The 20,755-nt window shown below is 46.3% G+C and carries 19 protein-coding genes, 2 tRNA genes and 1 pseudogene; 11 read left to right on the top strand and 11 right to left on the bottom strand.

Translation table 11 applies throughout. The features are described 5' to 3' along the window. The first annotated feature begins 62 nt into the window (after positions 1 to 62). From ACESON_RS01030 to ACESON_RS01010, 5 genes are all read left to right on the top strand, one after another. A complete protein-coding gene (locus ACESON_RS01030) occupies positions 63 to 929 on the top strand; it encodes a branched-chain amino acid ABC transporter permease (RefSeq protein ID WP_373108059.1) in 867 nt (288 codons plus the stop codon). Continuing rightward, the gene (locus ACESON_RS01025; protein WP_373108057.1) at positions 929 to 1,897 is read left to right on the top strand and encodes a branched-chain amino acid ABC transporter permease; all 969 of its coding nucleotides are present in this window, start codon (positions 929 to 931) and stop codon (positions 1,895 to 1,897) included. Before ACESON_RS01030 ends, ACESON_RS01025 begins: the two co-directional genes overlap by 1 nt. Then, positions 1,894 to 2,646: an ABC transporter ATP-binding protein gene (locus ACESON_RS01020; protein WP_373108055.1), complete on the top strand. Its 753-nt coding sequence runs from the start codon at positions 1,894 to 1,896 to the stop codon at positions 2,644 to 2,646. The genes ACESON_RS01025 and ACESON_RS01020 overlap by 4 nt, the downstream gene beginning before the upstream one ends. Then, a complete protein-coding gene (locus ACESON_RS01015) occupies positions 2,643 to 3,356 on the top strand; it encodes an ABC transporter ATP-binding protein (protein ID WP_373108053.1) in 714 nt (237 codons plus the stop codon). The genes ACESON_RS01020 and ACESON_RS01015 overlap by 4 nt, the downstream gene beginning before the upstream one ends. A gap of 94 nt (positions 3,357 to 3,450) precedes the next feature. Further along, positions 3,451 to 4,871, top strand: a protein-coding gene (locus tag ACESON_RS01010; RefSeq protein WP_373108050.1) for an IS3 family transposase whose coding sequence is annotated in 2 segments (ribosomal slippage) — positions 3,451 to 4,027 and positions 4,027 to 4,871 — 1,422 coding nt in all. Because the reading frame shifts where the segments join, the coding sequence is not laid out codon by codon here. A gap of 288 nt (positions 4,872 to 5,159) precedes the next feature. On the opposite strand, the gene ACESON_RS01005 is transcribed toward ACESON_RS01010, so the two are convergent. The 6 genes and pseudogenes from ACESON_RS01005 to ACESON_RS00980 all read right to left on the bottom strand — a co-directional run bounded on the left by ACESON_RS01005 (position 5,160) and on the right by ACESON_RS00980 (position 9,125). After that, positions 5,160 to 5,231: transfer RNA gene (locus tag ACESON_RS01005), tRNA-Glu, on the bottom strand. Between the two features lie 4 nt (positions 5,232 to 5,235). Beyond that, positions 5,236 to 5,309 (bottom strand) — tRNA-Pro (locus ACESON_RS01000). 303 nt (positions 5,310 to 5,612) lie between these two features. Beyond that, a complete protein-coding gene (locus ACESON_RS00995) occupies positions 5,613 to 6,533 on the bottom strand; it encodes a ribokinase (RefSeq protein ID WP_373108049.1) in 921 nt (306 codons plus the stop codon). 21 nt (positions 6,534 to 6,554) lie between these two features. Further along, positions 6,555 to 7,100 carry an ATP-binding cassette domain-containing protein gene (locus tag ACESON_RS00990; RefSeq protein WP_373108292.1) on the bottom strand — a complete coding sequence of 182 codons (546 nt, stop codon included), beginning with the start codon at positions 7,098 to 7,100 and terminating at the stop codon, positions 6,555 to 6,557. Between the two features lie 132 nt (positions 7,101 to 7,232). Next, positions 7,233 to 7,967: pseudogene (locus ACESON_RS00985) on the bottom strand (ABC transporter permease); the annotation flags it as partial. An 18-nt stretch (positions 7,968 to 7,985) separates the two neighbouring features. Next, positions 7,986 to 9,125, bottom strand: coding sequence for an ABC transporter substrate-binding protein (locus ACESON_RS00980; protein ID WP_373108290.1), 1,140 nt, complete (start codon positions 9,123 to 9,125; stop codon positions 7,986 to 7,988). Between the two features lie 287 nt (positions 9,126 to 9,412). On the opposite strand from ACESON_RS00980, the gene ACESON_RS00975 reads away from it, so the two are divergent. From ACESON_RS00975 to ACESON_RS00960, 4 genes are read left to right on the top strand one after another with little or no spacing between them, the layout of a single operon-like run. Then, a complete protein-coding gene (locus tag ACESON_RS00975) occupies positions 9,413 to 9,652 on the top strand; it encodes an NAD(P)H-dependent oxidoreductase subunit E (RefSeq protein ID WP_177958529.1) in 240 nt (79 codons plus the stop codon). Between the two features lie 2 nt (positions 9,653 to 9,654). Next, complete coding sequence (locus tag ACESON_RS00970; protein ID WP_373108048.1) at positions 9,655 to 11,388, top strand: [Fe-Fe] hydrogenase large subunit C-terminal domain-containing protein; 1,734 nt, start codon at positions 9,655 to 9,657, stop codon at positions 11,386 to 11,388. Continuing rightward, on the top strand, positions 11,389 to 12,570 hold the full coding sequence (locus ACESON_RS00965; protein WP_177958531.1) for a SpoIIE family protein phosphatase: 1,182 nt from the start codon (positions 11,389 to 11,391) through the stop codon (positions 12,568 to 12,570). It abuts the gene before it with no gap. A 22-nt stretch (positions 12,571 to 12,592) separates the two neighbouring features. After that, a complete protein-coding gene (locus tag ACESON_RS00960; protein ID WP_177958532.1) occupies positions 12,593 to 14,050 on the top strand; it encodes a monomeric [FeFe] hydrogenase in 1,458 nt (485 codons plus the stop codon). A gap of 621 nt (positions 14,051 to 14,671) precedes the next feature. Here the strand turns inward: ACESON_RS00960 and ACESON_RS00955 are convergent. The 5 genes from ACESON_RS00955 to nuoE all read right to left on the bottom strand — a co-directional run bounded on the left by ACESON_RS00955 (position 14,672) and on the right by nuoE (position 19,750). After that, entirely contained in the window at positions 14,672 to 16,420 is a 1,749-nt protein-coding gene (locus tag ACESON_RS00955; RefSeq protein WP_373108045.1) for an NADH-dependent [FeFe] hydrogenase, group A6, read from the bottom strand. A gap of 15 nt (positions 16,421 to 16,435) precedes the next feature. Beyond that, on the bottom strand, positions 16,436 to 18,223 hold the full coding sequence (gene nuoF / locus ACESON_RS00950) for an NADH-quinone oxidoreductase subunit NuoF (RefSeq protein WP_177958534.1): 1,788 nt from the start codon (positions 18,221 to 18,223) through the stop codon (positions 16,436 to 16,438). 12 nt (positions 18,224 to 18,235) lie between these two features. Next, on the bottom strand, positions 18,236 to 18,613 hold the full coding sequence (locus ACESON_RS00945; protein WP_373108044.1) for a ferredoxin: 378 nt from the start codon (positions 18,611 to 18,613) through the stop codon (positions 18,236 to 18,238). Positions 18,614 to 18,692: 79 nt separating this feature from the next. Continuing rightward, positions 18,693 to 19,250 carry an ATP-binding protein gene (locus tag ACESON_RS00940; RefSeq protein ID WP_177958536.1) on the bottom strand — a complete coding sequence of 186 codons (558 nt, stop codon included), beginning with the start codon at positions 19,248 to 19,250 and terminating at the stop codon, positions 18,693 to 18,695. Between the two features lie 5 nt (positions 19,251 to 19,255). After that, a complete protein-coding gene (nuoE, locus tag ACESON_RS00935) occupies positions 19,256 to 19,750 on the bottom strand; it encodes an NADH-quinone oxidoreductase subunit NuoE (protein WP_177958537.1) in 495 nt (164 codons plus the stop codon). A 226-nt stretch (positions 19,751 to 19,976) separates the two neighbouring features. On the opposite strand from nuoE, the gene ACESON_RS00930 reads away from it, so the two are divergent. Together ACESON_RS00930 and ACESON_RS00925 are read left to right on the top strand one after the other, a co-directional pair. After that, a complete protein-coding gene (locus ACESON_RS00930) occupies positions 19,977 to 20,324 on the top strand; it encodes a DRTGG domain-containing protein (RefSeq protein ID WP_373108288.1) in 348 nt (115 codons plus the stop codon). After that, complete coding sequence (locus tag ACESON_RS00925) at positions 20,324 to 20,749, top strand: ATP-binding protein (protein ID WP_177958538.1); 426 nt, start codon at positions 20,324 to 20,326, stop codon at positions 20,747 to 20,749. Before ACESON_RS00930 ends, ACESON_RS00925 begins: the two co-directional genes overlap by 1 nt. Positions 20,750 to 20,755: the final 6 nt, after the last annotated feature.

Below are 20,755 nucleotides of genomic sequence, written 5' to 3'. Positions count from 1 at the left end.
TGCCAGTAAGCGGCAGGCTGTAGTAATGCCTGCCGCTTTTCCTGTACTTAGAGGAGGTTTCTATGACAATATCATTCTTCTTTCAGACCCTGATATCCGGAATCAGCAATGGCATGGTTTCCTATTTGATGATTGCCGGAGTATCACTGATTATCAGTGGTATGAGTATGGTAAATTTTGGTCAGGGAGCATTTTATGTTCTGGGAACATATCTGACCTATACAATTGCTGCAAAAATTGGTTTTGTTCCGTCGCTTTTGATTGTTCCTCTGATTGTAGCAGTAATCGGATATTTTGTTGAGAAAGCAACCCGTCCGCTTTTTGGAAAAGATATGCTTTATATTATGCTTCTGACTTATGGTGTTGCCTATATGTTGTGTGACATTATTGTTATGATTTGGGGTTACAGTATTAGGCTCCTTTCTCTTCCGCCGTTCCTTAGTGGAGGAATTCAGATCTTCGGTATTACCTTCCCGGTTTATTATATTTTTGAAATTGTCATTTCCGGAGTTACTGCATTTGCATTTTGGCTCATGATTAATAAGACCAAGCTGGGGATGCTGACACGGGCGATTATTAGTGATCGGCCAATGGTTGCAAACCTGGGTGTAAATGTAAACAAGATGTTCAGCGTACTGTTTATGATAGGAATTGGTATTGCAGGACTGGGGGGTGTTTTAAATGCGCCGATTACTGGTATGAGTCCTAAGGAGGGACTGTCTGTATTTGGTAATGTTATGCCGATTCTTTGCATTGGCGGGTTGAGGAATATGGACGGATGTCTCCCTGCTGCACTGTTAGTTGGTTTGGTAAACGCATTTGGTGCAGTGTATTTGCCTCAGTATTATAATGTACTTCCGGCGGCATTAATGGTGATTTGTATGTTTATTAATCCGCGGGGAATCTTTACAAAGAGGGAGGGACGGTAATGAAAATGTGGAGGTCTCTTTCAAAAGTGAAAAAGGATGCTATTACTGGCGGAGTCATTGTAGTTGCAATGTTTGTTTATTCTCTGTTTGCATCAGATGCGGTTTTGGATTTTATGAGTCGTACGGTAATTATGATGCTGTTTGCTTCGGCTCTTAATATCATTCTGGGCTTTGGCGGTTTAAGACCACTTGGTATGGCCACATATTTTGGTATGGGATCGTATGTATATGTAATCCTGTGCGTGAGAGGCGGTCTGGACAGAACTCTTGCAATTGTGGGAGCGATTGCAATTTCTATGGCAATTTCTTTGTTTATTAATGTATTGTGCCTACGTGCAAATGATGATCTGACCTTTGCGTTTGTAAGCATGGGTATTAACACCCTGCTATTTACCATGGTATATAAAATTCCGTATGTAGGTTCTGATACAGGTCTCACAGGAAATGTGCGTCTTCCCTTTGCAGGAAGTGCCAGTGGTAATTTCTACCTGAGCTTTTTTGTATGCGTGGTTTGTATTATTCTGATTTATCTTTTTTTCCACAGCCCATTTGCAACGGTGTTGAAGGGAAGCCGAGATAACATCGAAAGATTGACCTTTGTAGGCATGAATACCATGCGTGTCAGACTTTGCGCTTGCATGGTTTCCAGCTTTTTTGTTACTATTGCCGGAATTTTATATGCAATGAGAAATATGGGAGCATTTCCGGTTATGTTTTCTACCAATACCTCCACGGAAGGCCTGGTAATGTGTCTGATTGGAGGAATGTACAGCTTTTTCGGTCCTATCTTGGGAGCGGTAATTGTAACATTTATCTCCACTCAGCTATCTATTCTGACCAATTACTATCAGTTCGTACTGGGAGCAATCATTGTTTTGTGCGTATTGTTCCTGCAGGGCGGTTTGCTGCGGGATAAGGTAGAAAAGAATCTGGATGACCCGGTAGAGAAGGGGGCAAAACGAAAATGAGTGAACCGATCTTAAAAGTGGAAAATTTAAATCGTTATTTCGGAGCGCTTCATGCCACCAGAAATGTATCATTTGAAATGGAGGAGGGAGAGGTTCGGGCGATTATAGGACCCAATGGAGCTGGAAAAAGTACATTGATGGATCTGATTACCAACCGGACAACGCCCAGCAGTGGAAAGGTATATTTTCGGGGTGAAGATATTACTGGGATGGCTCCTAATAAAATTGTGCATCGCGGTATGACAAAATGTTTTCAAATTTCAAAGTTATTTAATAATTTGACTGTTTATGAAAATGTTCAGATTGCACGTATTGAAATGAATAAAAAGACATTTAGCCTGTTTCCGGTGCCGGATCGCTATCTAAAAGAGGAAGTGAAATCTTATCTGGCAATGGTGGGGTTGGATGATAAAATGAACGAAGTGGCAGCCTATCTGTCCTATGGTGATCAAAGGCGGCTGGACATAGCGATTGCTCTTGCGATGGATCCGAGACTTTTGATTCTGGATGAGCCGGCAGCAGGTGTAGCCCGTGAGGAAGCATATACCTTGATGCAGCTAATCAGGGATTTGGCGCGACAGAGAAACATGACGATTATTTTTATTGAGCATGATATGGATATTGTATTTAATTATGCAGATGTGATTTCTGTATTGCGGGATGGGGAGCTGATTGCCAGCGGAACGCCAGAGGAGATCAAAAATAATCAATATGTACAGGAAGCATATCTGGGAGGTGGCGAAGCATGATTCTGGAATTGAAAGATGTTCATAGCTACTATGACAAGAGCCACATTTTAAATGGTGTCAGTCTTTCTGTGGCTGAGGGAACTTCTGTTTGTCTTCTGGGAAGAAATGGTGTAGGAAAATCTACTACTATGAAGACGATTATGGGAATGCTGAATCCGAAGGAGCATTGCCGCACAGAGGGGAGCATTACCTTTGAAGGAAAAGAGCTAGTGGGGATGAAAAGCCACTCTATCGCCAGGTTAGGAATTGCTTATGTGCCTCAGGGGCGTCACATTTTCCCAACCCTGACAACGGAGGAAAATCTGAAAGTAGCGGCCAGAGTGGGGGTAGATGGAAATAATAAATGGAATCTGGAATCAGTTTATGAATTTTTCCCCCGCCTTTGGGAAAGAAAGGATTCCAAAGGAGATAAGCTATCAGGCGGTGAAAAACAGATGCTGGCAGTAGCGAGGGGGTTGATGCAGAATCCCAGAATGATGCTTCTGGATGAAATTACAGAGGGACTTGCACCCATTATTGTAGATCAGCTGGCGGTTATGGTGCAAAACTTGATTGCGGAAGGCGTAACTATTTTAATTGCAGAGCAGAATGTAAAATTTGCTATGAAAGTCAGCGGAGACTGCTATATTCTGGAGCGAGGTGTAATTGTTCATCATCAGGCAACCAAGGAATTGACTCCGGAAACTAGGAAACAATATCTGGGATTATAATAAAGACAATAATAAAAAAGACGAGTTGGATTGAAACTGTACCGACCCCCAAAAGTTAGACCTAAAAATCTAACGATTGGAGGTCGGTATTTTTATGGCTAAATATTCTTTTGAATTTAAAAAGAAAGTTGTTTTGTCATATTTAAACGGAGAAGGCGGGTACAAATATCTTTCTAAAACGTATGGAGTCCCTGCTAAAAGAAATATTGAGCAATGGGTTCACAATTATCAAACTTTGGGAGATGAAGGATTATTGCGTTCTCGAAAAAATGATATATATTCTTTCGAAAAAAAGCTTTCTGTTGTAGAATTATATTTATCAAGTGAAATCTCATATCAAGATTTGGCACTGCAAGAAGGTATTACCAATTCCAGTATGATTGCGAACTGGGTGAATCGCTTTCGAGCAGCTGGCCCTGATGCGTTGAGACCACATAAGAAAGGTCGAAAGAAAACATTGGACAAATCAGTTGAAAATTCCAAAATAGTACCATTAGAAGAATCTTCTGTTGACACAAGTGTAGAGCACGTAAAAGAACTGGAAGATGAACTTCTAAAGTTAAGAATAGAGAATGCGTTTTTAAAAGAACTGAGGAGACTGCGCTTAGAGGACGAAGCAAAAATGAGAGAACGGCAAGAATCATCAACAGTCTCCGAAGACAGTTCAAATAAAAAGACCTTCTCTCATATACTGGAATGCAAAAAGCCACATATATGTATTGGCAAAAGCGTTTTGACAGAGGAAATCCAGATCAGGAAATTGAGGAAAAGGTACTCGAGATCCGTGAAGAACATAAAAATTATGGATATCGCAGGATTCTTGGAGATCTTCGCAATCAGGGATATTCCATAAACAAAAAGAAAGTTCAACGTATTGTTCAAAAACTTGGCTTACAGGTAACATCATATACTCATAAAAGTAGAAAATATAGTTCCTATAAAGGCAGGGTTGGTACGGTTGCACCTAACAGAATCCATCGACGTTTTAATACACATATACCTCATCAGAAGATCACTACAGATACCAGCGAATTCAAGTACTATGAAGTTGACGAAAAAGGCCGTATGACGATACGTAAGCTTTATCTCGATCCATTCATGGATATGTGCAATGGCGAAATACTTAGCTATGGAATAGAACAAAGACCTTCTGCAAAGAACGTAATGGATGCTTTAGATAAAGCAATTGAGATTACTGCAGATTGCCCATACAGAAGAACTTTTCATTCTGACCAGGGGTGGGCATACCAAATGAAAGCATACTCCCACAGATTAAAAGAGGAACGAATATTTCAAAGTATGTCCAGGAAAGGAAACTGTCTGGATAATTCAGTAATGGAAAACTTCTTTGGACTGCTCAAACAGGAAATTTACTACGGTATTGTTTATTATAGCTACGAGGGATTAAAATCTGAAATAGAACGTTTTATAAAATACTACAATGAGAAACGAATAAAAGAAAAGTTAGGATGGAGGAGTCCTGTCCAATACCGACCCCATCTTTTAACTGCATAAAGAAAAACGAGACGACCGAAGTCGTCTCGTAAAAGTCTAACTTTGAGGGGGCACCTCAAACCATTCGTCTTTTTTTATTACATGTCCCCAAATGCCCTTGGTTTGATGTTTTATGAGGGAAATATATTTGTGATAGGAAACTGAGAAAAATGGATTTACGGGCCAAATATGAAGCGAGGGGATATATCCGGAAAACAGGAGTTTGTTTTCCGGATATATCCCCTTCTAAGTGATGGAAGATGCAATTATCCAAGCAAAAAGGTCAGGAAATATCTCCTGACCTTTTTATGACCTCACCGGGAATCGAACCCGGGTTTACGCCGTGAGAGGGCGTCGTCTTGACCGCTTGACCATGAGGCCGAAATCGAGGCGACAAGATTCGAACTTGCGACCTCTGCGTCCCGAACGCAGCGCTCTACCAAACTGAGCCACGCCTCGAAGCGACTTCTATATACTATCATTGATTCCGAGAAATGTCAATAGAAAATTTAAAAAAATTTAAAAAAGTGAAAAAAGTTGAAAAACTGCGAAAAAAGCAGGAAAAACCGTGGGCCCTGTGATATTCTTCCTGAGCTGGAAAATCAGCTTTTTATTATACTGGCGGAAGGATCCTGCAACGGGAAAATGCAGGATCCTTCCGCCAGCGCGAAAACGATGTTCAGATGCTGTATGGATGAAACATGGAAATATGCCGCAGAAGCTTCCTGTGGGCCTGGATGGACAGAGAAGGCACGGTTATTGTTATTTCCATGCAAGAACCTCTTCCCGGAGCGGAATGGATACAGAGGCGCCTGCCCGTGTTACAGCAATAGCGGATGCCTTTGCTGCTTCCTCCATGGCTGCCTCCACAGTTTCGTCTCTGGAAACAGCTGCAATGAAGTATCCGGTAAAGGTATCGCCGGCTGCAGTAGTGTCAACAGCATTTACCGGGAAGGCTTCCTGGAAGTGGAACTTTTGCCTGGACAGGAAGATGCTTCCTTTGGTCCCCATGGTCAGAAGAATTTGAAGTCCGGGGTGGAGGCTGTGAAGGGCTCTGGCACATTCTTCAGGGGATTCGGGAAGAGAAGTTCCTGCTTGCTTTTGTTTTTTCCATTCAGCGGCACAGAGGTCTGCAGCCTCGATCTCATTTAAAATCAAACATGAAATCTTATCCAGGGATATTTCCTTTAGCTGCTCTGTAACAGGGGAGGGATTCAGGTAAATCTGCATTCCTTTTTCAAAGGCCTGTTCAATCAGTATAGCAAGATGATTAATTTCATTCTGCAGCAGAAGAATATCTCCGGCTGAAAAATGAGAAAGCGTTTCACGGATCTGCTCTGAAGTAATTGCCTGATTAGCGCCTCCAAAAAGAAGAATACAGTTTTGTCCGGTATCAGATACCTGGATTACAGCATGACCGGTAGGAATCTCCAGCTTTCTCAGATATTCCGTGTGAATGTGGCTGGCAGTCAATGCATCAGAAAGCATATCTCCGTCATATCCGATACATCCTGCATGGTAGACCGGGGCGCCTGCCCGCGAAATGGCAATGGACTGATTCAGACCCTTTCCGCCGCAGAAGAAATCCAGTTTTTTTGAGGAAATGGTTTCTCCGGGGCGGACAAAATCTTTTACCTGATAAACCTTATCAATATTTAAGGAACCAAAATTTAGTATTTTCATGGAAATGACCTCCTGCAAACCTTAAATCCTTACAATTTGGCCGCCCAGCGCTGCTGCTTCTTCCTCTTGATGGGTGGTTATCAGCAAAAGCTTTCCGGCTGTTTTTTCCTTTACATAGTCGATGACAGTCTGTTTTGTCTCTTCGTCCAGGCCGGTAAAGGGCTCGTCCATAATAATGGCCTGGGAGGGAGCCAAAAGGGCTCTTGCAATGGCTGCACGCCGTTTCATGCCTCCGCTTAAGGTAGAAGAGGGGCGGAGTATGGCCTCTTCCGGAAGGAGGCGGCACAGCTCAGAATAGGCAGTTTGACGATCAAGGCTTTTCCCGGCGGCCATCAGTACATTATCCAGTGGAGAAAAGGCGTCGCAGAGGCGGTTTTCCTGGAAGACTGCGGTGACGGGGCTGGGCATCTGCACCTGTCCGCTGTCTGGTTTTTCCAGACCCAGCAGAATACGAAGAAGCGTGGTTTTTCCGGCGCCGGAGGGAGCCATCAGACAGTAGACTCCGACAGGGGCAAAGGAGAGATCCAGATGCTTTAAAACAGGAAGCTCCCCATAGGCCTTATACAGTCCGGAAACAGATACGGGAGCTGACGGAGAAGATTTTGAGCCGGAAGAAAGGGCATTTTCTTCGCCGGCATCTTCGTTCTGCAAAGCAGAGGCACGCTGCAGGCCGATTTTTGGCTGATACTGTTCATTTTTCTTTTTCATCCATATAATGAGCTGCAGAAAGAACTTTTCAAATAAGGCGCTGACCAGAATAATTACAATGGTCCAGGCAAAAACATCCGGTGTGGCCAGATAGATTTTTGCCATGTAAAGATTTTCTCCGATAGTATGAGAAGGAACGCCGATAACTTCAGCGGCAATTCCTGATTTCCAGCTCATTCCCAGGGCAATTTTGCAGCTGCTGATCAGGTATGGCATCAGAGCCGGCAGGTAAATAAAACGAATGCGACGGGGCAGGGAGACATGGAATACCAGAGCCATCTCCTTGAGTCTGGGATCCGTGCTTTCCAGTCCGGCAATGGTATTTACATAGAGAATGGGAAATACGACCAGGAAGGAAATGAACACAGAAAGACCGGAGGAGCCAATCCAGATGAGGGCCAGAATGACAAAGGAGGCCACAGGAATGGATTTGGCCAGAAGCATTAAAGGCTCTAGCAGTTCCCGAAGCAGGTGAAAACGGAAGGCAAGACTTCCAAGAAGGATTCCGGCGATAAAGGCGGCTGCAAAACCCAGGGTGATTTTTCCGAAGGAGTGGATGATGGAGATCCAGAATTCGGCAGAGGGAAGCAAAAGAGAAAGGGAGCGGACTACGTCCGCCGGCCCTGCAAAAATAATGTCGTTCTGGATGACCATGCCGGCAAGCTGCCAGAGGGCGATCCAGAACAGAATTACAAAAATTCTGTGAGGTGATATCCGGTTTTTCATAGCTGCTCCCCTTTTGTATTACTGGATGTAGTAGAACTCATCTCCAGGAAGTTTTCCGCCGACAGATTTGGCGTCCTGATCAAAGAGTACCTGCAGATATCCGCTTAAGGCAGACTTCATTTCTTCGCCGGTCAGGCAGACAATGTTGCAGTAAGGCAGCGCCTTCTGGGCCACAGGAGCCTTTTCGATGATTCCGGCTGCGGCAATCAGCTGGGAGGCTTCCTCCGGCTTTTCGTTGGCAAAGGCAGCGGAAGCAGCGTGCTCTGTCAGGAAGGTGTCAATAACAGGCGGATTTTCTTTGAGGAATTCGTTGCGGACAACGGTTACTCCTGTTACCAGACGACTTCCGCCTTCTCCCTGAAGGGCTTCCCACTCCTTGGTCAGATCCAGCACAATACTCAGTTTTTCATTCTGAGCACAGGCTGCAGTGACAAAGGGCTGGGGCAGCAGACCGATGGCATCCGGCTGCTCTTTTAATACAGCGGCAACCTCAGTCGGTTCTGATTTGTATTCCAGGGTTACATCGCTTTCGCTCAGCCCGTTTTCACTCAGCAGATAGCGGATGACATAGTCCGGACTGGTTCCTTTTCCAGTCAGATAAAGGGTTTTGCCTTTTAAATCGGCAATGGACTGGATAGAAGAATCCGATGCTACAATGTCCAGTACACCCAGAGTGTTGATGTCAATAACGGAGATACCGCCCTGAGTTTTATTGTAGAGAACAGAAGCTACGTTGGCGGGAACCAGGGCAATGTCCAGATCGCCGCTTACCATTTTTCCAAGAAGTTCATCTGCTGCCGTTACCATAGTAAATTCATAATTGCACAGAGCCTCATCTTTTTCTGCCTTGTCCATCAGCTCTACCAGCCCCATGGAGGTAGGTCCCTTTAAGGAGCCGATACGGACAACAACATCAGAGTCTACCGGCTGGGCGGCAGAGCTTTCTGCAGCGCCTTCTCCCTCTCCAGGAGTTTCTGCTGCTGTCTGGCTGTTTTCCGTTTCTTCTTCCGTAAAAGCCTCAATGGTGGTTTCTGCTTCTGTGGCTGCTTCAGAGGAAGCGGCTGTGGTGGATGGAGCGGCTGTCTTGCTGCCGGAGCATCCGCTTAAAAGAGAGCCGACCATAAGTGCGGCCATTGCTGCAGACCAGGTTTTTTTCATCATAGTTATCCTCGCTTTCTGTTCGTGTATCTTTAGAAGCGTGTTTTGTTGTATTCCGTCTTCTCCGTCAGAGCTGATTTATGGATTTCAGTCTTACAGGTTAGCACGAACAAAGACATTATAGCACAAAAGCTGCTTTGTATACCATAAAAAACAAGGATTTGTGCAAAAAACTAATTGATAAAAATATGTCAATATGAGATAATAGGGGTAACTGTGACAGAAATTTGGACAGAGGGGTTTTACATATCGTTACGTTACTATTTATCATTATGGAGGGATAAGCTATGAGAGTTACAATTTGTATTGGAAGCGCATGTCACTTGAAAGGTTCCAGAGAAATTATCCAGCAGCTGCAGCAGCTGGTAAAAGAACATGGAGTATCGGATAAAGTAGATTTAAACGGTGCATTCTGTACTGGAAACTGCGTGAATGGAGTTTGTGTGACCGTTGATGGAACCCTGTACTCCTTATCTCCGGAAACTACAAAGGAGTTCTTTGAAAAAGAGATTCTCGGGAGGCTGTAAATATGGCGATTATTGACTTCAAGGCCACCAAGTGCCGGCATTGCTACAAGTGTGTGCGCTACTGTGAAGTGAAAGCCATTATGGTAAAGGACGGCCGTGCAGAGATTATACCGGAAAACTGTATTCTGTGCGGACGCTGTCTTCAGATTTGTCCTCAGTCAGCCAAGACTCTGGTCAGTGATCTGGAACTGGTAAAGGGGATGCTCCGAAGAGGAGAAAAGGTAATTGTTTCCATTGCACCTGCTTATATGGGCCTTTTGAAATACAAGACCATCGGCCAGGTTCGGTCCGCTCTTTTACGGCTGGGCTTTGCAGATGTGCGTGAGACTTCCGAGGGTGCGGCTCTGGTGACAGCCGAGTATGCCAGACTTTTGGAAGAGGGCACTATGGAAAATATTATTACTACCTGCTGCCCCAGCGTCAATGATCTGATTGAAAAATATTATCCGCAGCTGACTCCGTGGATGGCTCCAGTAGTATCGCCAATGATAGCCCACGGCATGATGCTGAAAAAGCATCTGGGAACGGACATTAAGGTGGTATTTTTAGGACCCTGTATTGCCAAGAAGAAAGAGGCTCAGGATGCCCGTCACAGCGGCTATATTGATGCGGTGCTGAATTTTAATGATATGAACCGCTGGCTGGAAGACGAGGATATTGTGATTGAGGATTGTGAGGATATGCCGTTTACAGCTATGAATCCCAGAGTAAACCGCCTGTATCCTGTATCCAGCGGTGTGGTGAATTCTGTTCTGGCAACAGAGAAGACGGTGGATCATTACCGTAAGTTTTATGTTCACGGGGAAACCCATTGTATGGAGCTGTGCGAAAGTCTGGTACGGGGCGAGATTAAAGGCTGCTTCATCGAAATGAATATGTGTTACGGCGGCTGTATTCAGGGACCTACTGTGACCAACAGTCCAGTTTCCCGGTTTAAGGTGAAGCTGGATATGGAGGACGCCATTCAAAGAGAGCCTGTACCATGTGAGGAGACAGGACCGGTTTTGGAGGAAATTTCTCTGCGGAAGGTATTTTCCGATCATTCACCGAAAGAGCCGGTTCCAACCAATGAGGAGATTCAGCAGATTCTGGCGATGACAGGAAAGCTTCATCCGGAGGATGAGTTAAACTGCGGAGCCTGCGGATATCCGACCTGCCGGGAAAAGGCGATTGCAGTATTCCAGCGGAAGGCGGAGCTGAACATGTGTATTCCGTTTATGTATGAGAAGTCGGAGTCTTTTGCCAATCTGGTTATGGAAACCTCGCCCAATGTGGTGCTCATTGTAGATGAGAATATGAAGATTATGGAATATTCTGCTGTTGGAGAGAAGTATTTCGGCAAGACCCGGTCAGAGGCATTGAAGATGTATCTGTACGAGTTTATTGATCCGGTGGACTTCCAGTGGGTATTTGATACCCATCAGAATATTCATGGAAAAAAGGTCAGCTATCCGGATTTAAAATTGGATACCCTTCAGAATATTGTATACATAGAAAAGGAAAACGTGGTTCTGGCCACCTTTATCGACATTACGAAAGAGGAAGAGCAGGCTCGCCTGGATTATGAGAAAAAGCTGGATACCATTGATTTGGCCCAGAAGGTTATTCATAAGCAGATGATGGTTGCCCAGGAGATCGCAGGTCTTCTGGGAGAAACTACAGCTGAGACAAAGACAACCCTGACAACGCTCTGCAGGAGTCTGTTAGAGGACGGCAGCGATAACGGAGGTAGGTAGATGGAGATTACCGTAGACGTTGCGTATAAAAGCCTGAACAAGTTTTCAGAGGTGCTCTGCGGCGATAAGGTGGAAATGCTGCAGACGGAGGATTCCAATATTCTGATTCTGGCAGACGGAATGGGAAGCGGTGTAAAGGCCAATATTCTGGCTACTCTGACTTCCAAAATTCTGGGAACCATGTTTTTAAACGGCGCGACTCTGGAGGAGTGTGTGGAGACCATTGTGCAGACGTTGCCGATCTGTCAGGTACGGCAGGTGGCTTATGCTACCTTCAGTATTCTGCAGGTATTCCACAGCGGAGATGCCTACCTGGTGGAGTTTGATAATCCCAGCTGTATTTTTATCCGCAATGGAAAGCTGATTCCAATTCCGGAGAATATCCGGGAGGTAGAGGGAAAGAAGATTAACGAATACCGTTTTAAGGTTCAGAAGGGGGATGCCTTGATTCTGATGAGCGACGGTACCGTTCATGCGGGGGTAGGACAGCTGCTGAATTTTGGATGGCTGTGGGAGGATATTGCAGCCTATGCTGTGAAACAGTATGGACTGACAGTTTCAGCTGTCCGGCTGGCTTCTGCAATCTGCCAGGCATGTGATGAGCTGTATCAGTACCGGCCTGGTGATGACACAACAGTAGCCTGTATGCGGATTATCAATGCAAAACCGGTTCACCTGATGACAGGCCCTGCAAGGGATCCTGCTCAGGATGAGGCAATGGTCGCAGACTTTATGAGTGGTGATGAATCTACCAGATATGTAGTCTGCGGCGGAACCAGCGCGACCATTGTGTCAAGGGTGCTGAACAGGCCTCTTGACGTATCCATGGACTATGTAGACCCGGATATCCCGCCCATTGCCTATATGAAAGGAATGGATCTGGTGACGGAGGGTGTACTGACCTTAAACCGTGTGATTCAGCTTCTGCGGCGCTATTCAAAAAAAGAAGCCGTAACAGAGGAATTTTTCCTGGAGCTGGATAAACCGAACGGCGCATCCATGGTGGCAAAGATGTTGATTGAAGACTGTACCGAGCTTCATCTCTATGTGGGAAAAGCTATGAACAGTGCCTACCAGAATCCGGGACTGCCCTTTGATTTGGGTATTCGCCAGAATCTGGTGGAGCAGCTAAAGCATGTAACAGAGGAAATGGGAAAAAAAGTTACAGTTACTTACTATTAGGAGTATATGAGGAGGAAAAATCATGGTAACAAATGACGCAACAATTTTACGCTTAAAGCACGACGTACTTTACGAGGTAGCAAAGCTGGCCTGGGAGGGTGAGCTGGAGGAGAAGCGGGAAGAGATTCCCTATCAGATGATTCCGGGACCGCAGGCTCAGTTCCGGTGCTGTATTTACAAGGAGAGAGAGATCATCCGTCAGAGAGTGCGCCTGGCAGAGGGAATGTGTCCTACCAGCGGTAAGGATACCCGCAATGTGGTTCAGGTTATTGGCGCAGCCTGTGAGGAGTGTCCCATTGCTTCCTATACTGTAACCGATAACTGCCGGAAATGTATGGGTAAGGCATGCCAGAATTCCTGTAAATTCGGTGCTATTACCATGACTGAGACAAGAGCTCATATTGATCCCAACAAATGTAAAGAGTGCGGTATGTGTGCCAATGCCTGTCCTTACAATGCAATTGCACATCTGGAGCGTCCCTGTAAGAAGGTATGTCCAGTAGATGCGATTACCTATGATGAGAACGGCATCTGCATAATTGATGAGAAAAAATGTATTCAGTGCGGCGCCTGCATTCACAGCTGCCCCTTCGGTGCAATCGGAACAAAAACCTTTATGGTGGATGTAATTAAGATGATCAAGGCTGGAAAACGGGTAGTTGCTATGGTTGCTCCTGCAACAGAGGGACAGTTTGGCGCAGATATTACTATGGCCAGCTGGAGAACCGCTCTGAAGAAGGTTGGTTTTGCTGATATGATCGAGGTTGGCTTAGGCGGAGACCTGACAGCAGCCTTTGAGGCAATGGAGTGGAATGAAGCATATAAGGAAGGCAAGAAGCTGACCACATCCTGTTGTCCTGCATTTGTTAATATGATCAAGCAGCATTTCCCGCAGCTTCTGGATAATATGTCCACAACCGTATCTCCTATGTGTGCAATATCCCGTATGCTGAAGAGAGAGAATCCGGAGACTATTACAGTATTTATCGGGCCGTGTATTGCAAAGAAGAGTGAGACACTGGATCTGAATATTAAAGATAATGCAGACTATGCGATGACCTTTGGCGAAATCCGTGCGATGATGCGTGCAAAGGGCGTAGAACTGGAACCGGAGGAGAATACCTATCAGGACAGCTCTGTATTCGGAAAACGTTTCGGAAATTCCGGCGGTGTTACCAATGCAGTAGTACAGTGCTTCAAGGAAATGAATGCAGGTATTGAGCCGAATGTTATGAAGTGCAACGGTGCTGCAGAGTGTAAGAAGGCTTTGCTTTTGATGAAGGTAGGCAAACTGCCTGCTGACTTTGTAGAAGGAATGGCATGCGTAGGCGGCTGTGTAGGAGGCCCCAGCAAGCACAAAACCGAGCAGGAGGCAAAGAAGGCTCGTGATCTGTTGATTGGACAGGCAGACGGAAGAGAGGTATTTGCAAACCTGAAGGAAAAGGGTCTGGACGATCTGCATATGCACAGAGGAGAATAATGGATTCTTTTTAATAGAATAGTTTCTGAAAAAATAATGGCTGCCGCCGGGGATGTCTGGTTATCCTCGGCGGCAGTTTTTATGTGGCAGAGAAACGCGGCGGGCTATGATACAAAAACGTTCCGCGAGGATCGCCATGGGGTGGAAGAGAAAAATAGCTGCTGGCGCAGCCGTTGCTGCGATCCAGTGCAGTAATGTGCCAAGATATATTTTTTTACATGATAGAGATAGTTGCGTTATGGTGAAAATGTGATTTAATGAAAAACTATTTGCGTGAGTTTGTACTAAGTAATACTTTCTTGAGTATTGCGCCCTAAAATAAAAAATATGGATTAGGGATTATGGTGGAATAGTTTATTATAGGAAAGCCTCTCTAAAAATTGGATGAAGCGATAGTAAGATCAAAGAGAGGTAGGAATGGAGTATGCGATGAGGAAATGACGTATCTAATCCAAACATAGAGCACTCAGAAGATCCATATAAAAGGAAGCGGGGGTCGCAAAACAGGTTTTTCACTCCAGATATGGCAGTTTGCATAACAAGAAAAATGCTATATCCAGTAGGATTACCATATTTTGCAACACCCTCTTTTTGTCTATGACAGAAATAAAATAAAGTAGCTTAGATTTCGTTTATTTTTCTCTTAATGTAGGTTGTGTGCAGCAGGTGGTGAGCCTTTTCACTTCCCGGTTCGCCTAAGTAGGTTGCATACAGTTCCTTGATGGCCGGGTTCTCATGGGATTTCCGAATCGGATTATTCTTATCGGAATCGTAGAGTACCTGGGCGCGCAGAGCGCGGATATCTACGGTATTGCGCACATATCCAGGCTGCTGAGGCTGGCCGCCGCCGTTGATACAGCCGCCGGGGCAGCCCATAATCTCGATAAAGTGATACTCTGCCTCGCCGGATTTTACTTTATCAAGAAGCTTTTTTGCATTGCCAAGACCGGAAGCAACGGCAACCTTTACATCCATGCCGGCAACTGGGTAGGTAGCCTCCTTGATGCCTTCCATACCGCGGACTTCTGTGAAATCAAGGCTCTGGAGCTCTTCACCAGTCAGGGTTTCTACTGCAGTACGCAGAGCTGCTTCCATAACGCCGCCTGTGGCTCCGAAGATAACAGCTGAGCCGGTACCCAGTCCCAGAGGTGCATCAAAGCCCTCGTCCGGCAGATCGCGGAAGCGGATGCCTACCTTGCGGATCATGCGGGCCAGCTCTCTGGTTGTCAGGGAGTAGTCTACATCCGGTACGCCATTGGCTGCCTCGTCCGGGCGCTGTACTTCAAATTTCTTTGCAGTACAGGGCATGATGGAAACAGATACAATATCCTTGGGATCCAGTCCCTGCTTCTCTGCGTAGTAGGATTTGGCAATTGCGCCGAACATCTGCTGCGGAGATTTGCAGGAGGACAGATTCTCAGTCATATCTGGATAATAGTGTTCACAGTATTTAATCCAGCCCGGAGAACAGGAGGTAATCAGAGGCAGCTTACCGCCGTTCTGTACCCGATCCAGGAATTCATGGGCTTCTTCCATGATTGTTAAGTCTGCGCTGAAGTTGGTGTCAAATACTTTATCAAAACCGATTCTTCTCAGGGCGGCAGCCATCTTTCCTTCTGTGTTGGTTCCGATGGGATAGCCAAATTCTTCACCCAAAGCAGCACGCACAGCGGGAGCTGTCTGAACAATCACATGTTTGGAAGGATCTGCAATCGCTGCAAGAACCTCATCAACCTGGGATTTTTCCTGAAGGGCACCGGTAGGACAGACAGCGATACACTGTCCGCAGGATACGCAGCTGGTTTCGCCCAGTCCCATATTGAAGGCAGAGCCGACGAAGGTGGCAAAGCCTCTTTCGTTTGCGCCGATTACGCCGATATTCTGTACCTTTTCACAGACAGCAATACAGCGACGGCAAAGGATACACTTGCTGTTGTCACGAATCATATGAACCGCGCTGTCATCAATACAGGACGGAGTATGCTCGCCGTCATAATATCCCTCGTCTTCTACGCCCAGTTCTTTTGCCATCTGCTGCAGCTCACAGTTTCCGCTGCGGACGCAGGACAGACAGCTGCGATTATGGTTGGAAAGCAGAAGCTGAAGGGTTTTCTTGCGGGATTCCAGTACCTTCGGGGTGTTGGTCCATACCTCCATACCCGCATTGATGGGGTATACACAGGCTACAACCAGGCTTTTTGCTCCCTTAACCTCCACTACACACATACGGCAGGCGCCGATCTCATTGATATCCTTTAAAAAGCAGAGAGTAGGAATTTCAATGTGAGCCAGACGGGCTGCTTCCAGGATGGTGGAGCCTTTTGGAGCACTTACTTCAATGCCGTTAATTTTAATTGTAATATTCTCCATATCCATTCTCCTCCATTACTTTTTGTAGATAGCGCCGAATTTACATTTCTCCATGCAGGCGCCGCACTTGATACACTTGTCGGTGTCGATTACATGCGGGTTCCGTACAGAGCCGATGATGGCGTTGTTGGGACAGGTGCGGGCGCACAGAGTACATCCACGGCACTTATCCGGATCAATGTGGTAGGAGAGAAGGGCTTTACATACGCCTGCCGGACACCGTTTTTCTTTGATGTGAGCTTCATACTCATCGCGGAAATAGCGCAGGGTAGAAAGCACCGGGTTGGGGGCAGTCTGTCCCAGGCCACAGGCAGAGTTTTCTTTTACATAATAGCAGAGCTGTTCCAGTTTATCCAGATCCTCCATGGTAGCCTCGCCCTTGGTAATCTTGGTCAGGATCTCAAGCATACGTTTGGTACCGATACGGCAGGGAGTACATTTGCCGCAGGATTCTTCTACGGTAAACTCCAGGAAGAACTTGGCGATATCAACCATACAGTCTGTTTCATCCATAACAATCAGTCCGCCGGAGCCCATCATGGAGCCGATGGAAATCAGGTTGTCATAGTCAATGGGAATATCGTAATGCTCTGCCGGGATACATCCGCCGGACGGTCCGCCGGTCTGGGCAGCCTTGAATTTCTTTCCGTTGGGAATGCCGCCGCCGATCTCTTCGATAACCTCGCGAAGGGTGGTACCCATGGGGATTTCCACCAGACCGGTATTGTGAATCTTACCGCCCAGTGCAAATACCTTTGTTCCCTTTGATTTCTCTGTACCCATGGAGGAGAACCACTCCGGTCCGTTCAGGATAATCTGAGGGATATTGGCGTAGGTTTCTACGTTGTTTAAGATGGTCGGTTTTCCAAACAGACCTTTCTGAGCCGGGAAGGGCGGTCTGGGTCTGGGCTCGCCGCGGTTGCCTTCAATGGACATCATCAAAGCAGTCTCTTCACCGCAGACAAATGCGCCTGCGCCAAGACGCAGATCAATATCAAAGTCAAAGCCGGAGCCGAAAATGTCTTTTCCTAAAAGCTCCATTTCTCTTGCCTGATTAATGGCAATTCTCAGACGCTCAACGGCAATGGGGTACTCGGCACGAACGTAAATATAACCCTGATTTGCTCCGATAGCGTAACCGGCAATAGCCATGGCCTCCAGTACAGCGTGAGGATCTCCTTCCAGAATGGAACGATCCATAAATGCGCCCGGGTCACCCTCATCGGCGTTACAGCAGACATACTTCTGATCAGCGTCATTTTGCTTGGCCAGCTTCCATTTGAGACCCGTGGGGAATCCGCCGCCTCCGCGGCCCCGCAGACCGGAATCTAAGAGGCACTGGATGACATCGTCAGGAGTCATTTCAGTCAGAACCTTACCCAGGGCAGCATAGCCGCCGGTACCGATGTACTCTTCAATAACCTCCGGGTTGATAATACCGCAGTTTCTCAGGGCAATGCGGTGCTGTTTTTTGTAGAAATCTGTATCAATCAAAGCCTTTACACCAGCAGGAGTAACAGTCTCCTGATACAGAAGACGGGTAACAACCCGGCCCTTTAACAGATGTTCCTGGACAATTTCCGGAATATCCTCTACCTTTACCATGGAGTAAAAGCTGGCATCCGGATAAACAATCATAATCGGGCCCAGTGCACACAGGCCGTGACAGCCGGTCTGAACAACGGAAACCTCGTTTTCCAGGCCTGCTTTTTTAATCTCTTCTTTCAGGGCTTCCATAATCTGCTGGCTTCCGGAGGAAGTACATCCTGTTCCGCCGCAGACCAATACATGTGAACGATACATTGGCGCTCCTCCTTATTTGATATCTGCAGAATTCAGGGTGTAGTTTTCTACGATATGGCCGCCGATTAAGTGGCGCTCTACCACCTCTGCAGCTTTTTCTGCGGTCATTTTAATATAGGTAACCTTGGGTTTTCCAGGTTCCATAACTTCCACGATAGGCTCATACTGGCATAATCCGATGCATCCGGTCTGGGTTACGGAAACACGGTCAGTCAGACCTTTTTCCTGAACCAGATTGGACAGGGCAGTCAGAACGGGTCTTGCGCCGCTGGCAATTCCGCAGGTAGCCATGCCGACAACAACACGGGTATGGGTATGATCTTCTGCCCGCATACTTACCTGGCTTTGCATCCGTTCACGGATAGCTCTTAATTCTTCAAGACTTTTCATGTAATCCTCCAAATCTACAGCTTCAGCAGCCGCTCCATCCCAAAGAGGGGGAAGGGCTGTGCTGTTCTAAAGGCGCTCCTCAGTAAAAGGCGCCGCCGTCAGTTTCCAGTTTATTCTCTGTCAGATATTCTCTGATATATTCGGATACCTCTGGTGTGTTAAAGGGAACATCTCCCAAAATCTGCCGAAATTCTCTGGTGTCCAGAGTAAAGGCTGTGCCGTTATAGCTGTACCGGTAAAGAAAGTCCGTTTCGGGATGGTATACAATCAGCGTATGAATGGTGCTGGTTATGTCTCCAAGGGGCATCCGGTCAATGTGGGAAAGGACAAATACGGCGGTTACCGCAGTGCCTTTACCTGGTCTGGATTCGATGGAAAAGCTTCCTCCGGTGCTTTCTGCCGCATATTTAAAAAACGGAACGCCCAGCCCGACCTTGCGGGTGGTTCTGCTGGTAAAAAAGGGATCCGTTACCTGGGCTGCCTGTTCTTCGGTCATACCGCAGCCATTGTCCTTAATAACAATGGTCAGACGGTCAGAGGCGGTATCGGCATCTACAGTAATTTCAACCAGAGAGGCTTTGGCCCTGGTGGAGTTCTCTGCCACATCCAGAATATTTAAAGAAATTTCAGGCATCATAGGCCTTATTGATATTTGGCAAGAATGCCGGGAATATCATCCGGTGTCAGACGTCCGTATACTTCATCATTAATCATCATAACGGGAGCCAGTCCACAGGCACCTACACAACGGCAGGAATCAAGAGAAAACCGACCATCCGGGGTACATTCTCCATTAGTGATGCCAAGCAATTCCTCCAGTTTGCTGAAAATTGCTCCGGAGCCTTTTACGTAGCAGGCGGTTCCGAGACAGACAGAAACCTGATATTTGCCCTTGGGCTGAAGTGCGAACTGTGCATAAAATGTGGCAACACCATAGATTTTCTCCAGCGGAATGCCGGTTTCATCAGAAATCATGGTCTGAACTTCGATGGGAAGATAACCGTAAATATCCTGTGCCCGCTGCATAATGGGCATCAGAGCGCCTTTTGTGTCCTTCAGTTCTGCGATTGCCTCCTTTAAAGCAGCTTCCTGCTCCGGAGTACCGCTGAAGGAAACACCTTCTTTTTTGCAAGCCATGTTTATTCCTCCTATACAAAATGTCGTTGTAAAATATAACTAATATTCTATCATATAACTGATAAAAAAGCTACAATAAAACGGGGAAAATCAAAAAGGTTTTTAGAAATTATGTTGATCATTCATATGTTCAATGGTATTCTAAAAGCATAAGTTGAGGAATGTGATCAGCTGTATGACGAGACAGAAAGGAGTGCAGCTGTATCATAAAAAGGAGGGCGATGCAATGACTGCAAGAGATGTACAGAAAATACTGGGCGCCAGGGTGCTGACAGGAGAAGAGTTTCTGGATCGGGAGGTGCGCAGCGCCTGTGGATCAGATATGATGAGTGATGTTCTGGCATTTTCCAAGGATCATTCCGTGCTTTTGACAGGTCTGTGCAATCCTCAGGTAATTCGGACTGCAGAGATGCTGGACATTGTCTGCCTGATTTTTGTGCGGGGAAAAAAGCCCGATCAGACGATTCTTGATATGGCGAAGGAGAGGGACTTGATTGTAATGGAAACCGGCCACAGGATGTTTTCTTCCTGCGGTATGCTGTATCAGGCAGGACTTGGCGGAGGTGCGATCTGATGAGTGAAGCAATTGTGCTGAATTATACAATCCCGCCGGATGATTTTACACGGGCGGGGGAAGCCAGCAGCGATGTGAAAAGCAAATTAAAGCAGCTTGGGGTGAGCCCGGAGGCAGTACGCAAGGTGGCGATTGCCATGTATGAGGGAGAAATTAATATGGTGATTCACGCCAAGGGAGGGGAAATCACTGTGGAGATCAGTCCGGAGAAGATTCGGATGATTCTGGCTGATGTGGGCCCTGGTATTCCGGATATTGATCTGGCTATGAAGGCAGGCTATTCTACTGCACCGGACGAGATAAGAAGTCTGGGCTTTGGCGCCGGTATGGGACTGCCCAATATGAAAAAATATACGGATGACATGAAAATAGAGACAGCGCTGGGAGTGGGAACCACCATTACCATGGAGGTAAACCTGGCATAGGGCTTT

Origin of the sequence: Lachnoclostridium sp. Marseille-P6806 (genome assembly GCF_964238185.1) — a bacterium.
In the GTDB taxonomy this organism is placed as follows: Bacteria; Bacillota; Clostridia; order Lachnospirales; family Lachnospiraceae; genus Brotaphodocola.
The sequence above is the reverse complement of the archived record's forward strand: the minus strand, read 5'-3'. Positions and strand labels throughout refer to the sequence as shown.

What these genes read in the sequence shown, in the direction of transcription:
- ACESON_RS01030 (WP_373108059.1), top strand. Translation starts at nt 63, where the DNA reads ATGACAATATCATTCTTCTTTCAGACCCTGATATCCGGAATCAGCAAT.
- ACESON_RS01025 (WP_373108057.1), top strand. Translation starts at nt 929, where the DNA reads ATGAAAATGTGGAGGTCTCTTTCAAAAGTGAAAAAGGATGCTATTACT.
- ACESON_RS01020 (WP_373108055.1), top strand. Translation starts at nt 1,894, where the DNA reads ATGAGTGAACCGATCTTAAAAGTGGAAAATTTAAATCGTTATTTCGGA.
- ACESON_RS01015 (WP_373108053.1), top strand. Translation starts at nt 2,643, where the DNA reads ATGATTCTGGAATTGAAAGATGTTCATAGCTACTATGACAAGAGCCAC.
- ACESON_RS00995 (WP_373108049.1), bottom strand. Translation starts at nt 6,533, where the DNA reads ATGAAAATACTAAATTTTGGTTCCTTAAATATTGATAAGGTTTATCAG.
- ACESON_RS00980 (WP_373108290.1), bottom strand. Translation starts at nt 9,125, where the DNA reads ATGAAAAAAACCTGGTCTGCAGCAATGGCCGCACTTATGGTCGGCTCT.
- ACESON_RS00975 (WP_177958529.1), top strand. Translation starts at nt 9,413, where the DNA reads ATGAGAGTTACAATTTGTATTGGAAGCGCATGTCACTTGAAAGGTTCC.
- ACESON_RS00970 (WP_373108048.1), top strand. Translation starts at nt 9,655, where the DNA reads ATGGCGATTATTGACTTCAAGGCCACCAAGTGCCGGCATTGCTACAAG.
- ACESON_RS00965 (WP_177958531.1), top strand. Translation starts at nt 11,389, where the DNA reads ATGGAGATTACCGTAGACGTTGCGTATAAAAGCCTGAACAAGTTTTCA.
- ACESON_RS00960 (WP_177958532.1), top strand. Translation starts at nt 12,593, where the DNA reads ATGGTAACAAATGACGCAACAATTTTACGCTTAAAGCACGACGTACTT.
- ACESON_RS00955 (WP_373108045.1), bottom strand. Translation starts at nt 16,420, where the DNA reads ATGGAGAATATTACAATTAAAATTAACGGCATTGAAGTAAGTGCTCCA.
- nuoF (WP_177958534.1), bottom strand. Translation starts at nt 18,223, where the DNA reads ATGTATCGTTCACATGTATTGGTCTGCGGCGGAACAGGATGTACTTCC.
- ACESON_RS00945 (WP_373108044.1), bottom strand. Translation starts at nt 18,613, where the DNA reads ATGAAAAGTCTTGAAGAATTAAGAGCTATCCGTGAACGGATGCAAAGC.
- ACESON_RS00940 (WP_177958536.1), bottom strand. Translation starts at nt 19,250, where the DNA reads ATGATGCCTGAAATTTCTTTAAATATTCTGGATGTGGCAGAGAACTCC.
- nuoE (WP_177958537.1), bottom strand. Translation starts at nt 19,750, where the DNA reads ATGGCTTGCAAAAAAGAAGGTGTTTCCTTCAGCGGTACTCCGGAGCAG.
- ACESON_RS00930 (WP_373108288.1), top strand. Translation starts at nt 19,977, where the DNA reads ATGACTGCAAGAGATGTACAGAAAATACTGGGCGCCAGGGTGCTGACA.
- ACESON_RS00925 (WP_177958538.1), top strand. Translation starts at nt 20,324, where the DNA reads ATGAGTGAAGCAATTGTGCTGAATTATACAATCCCGCCGGATGATTTT.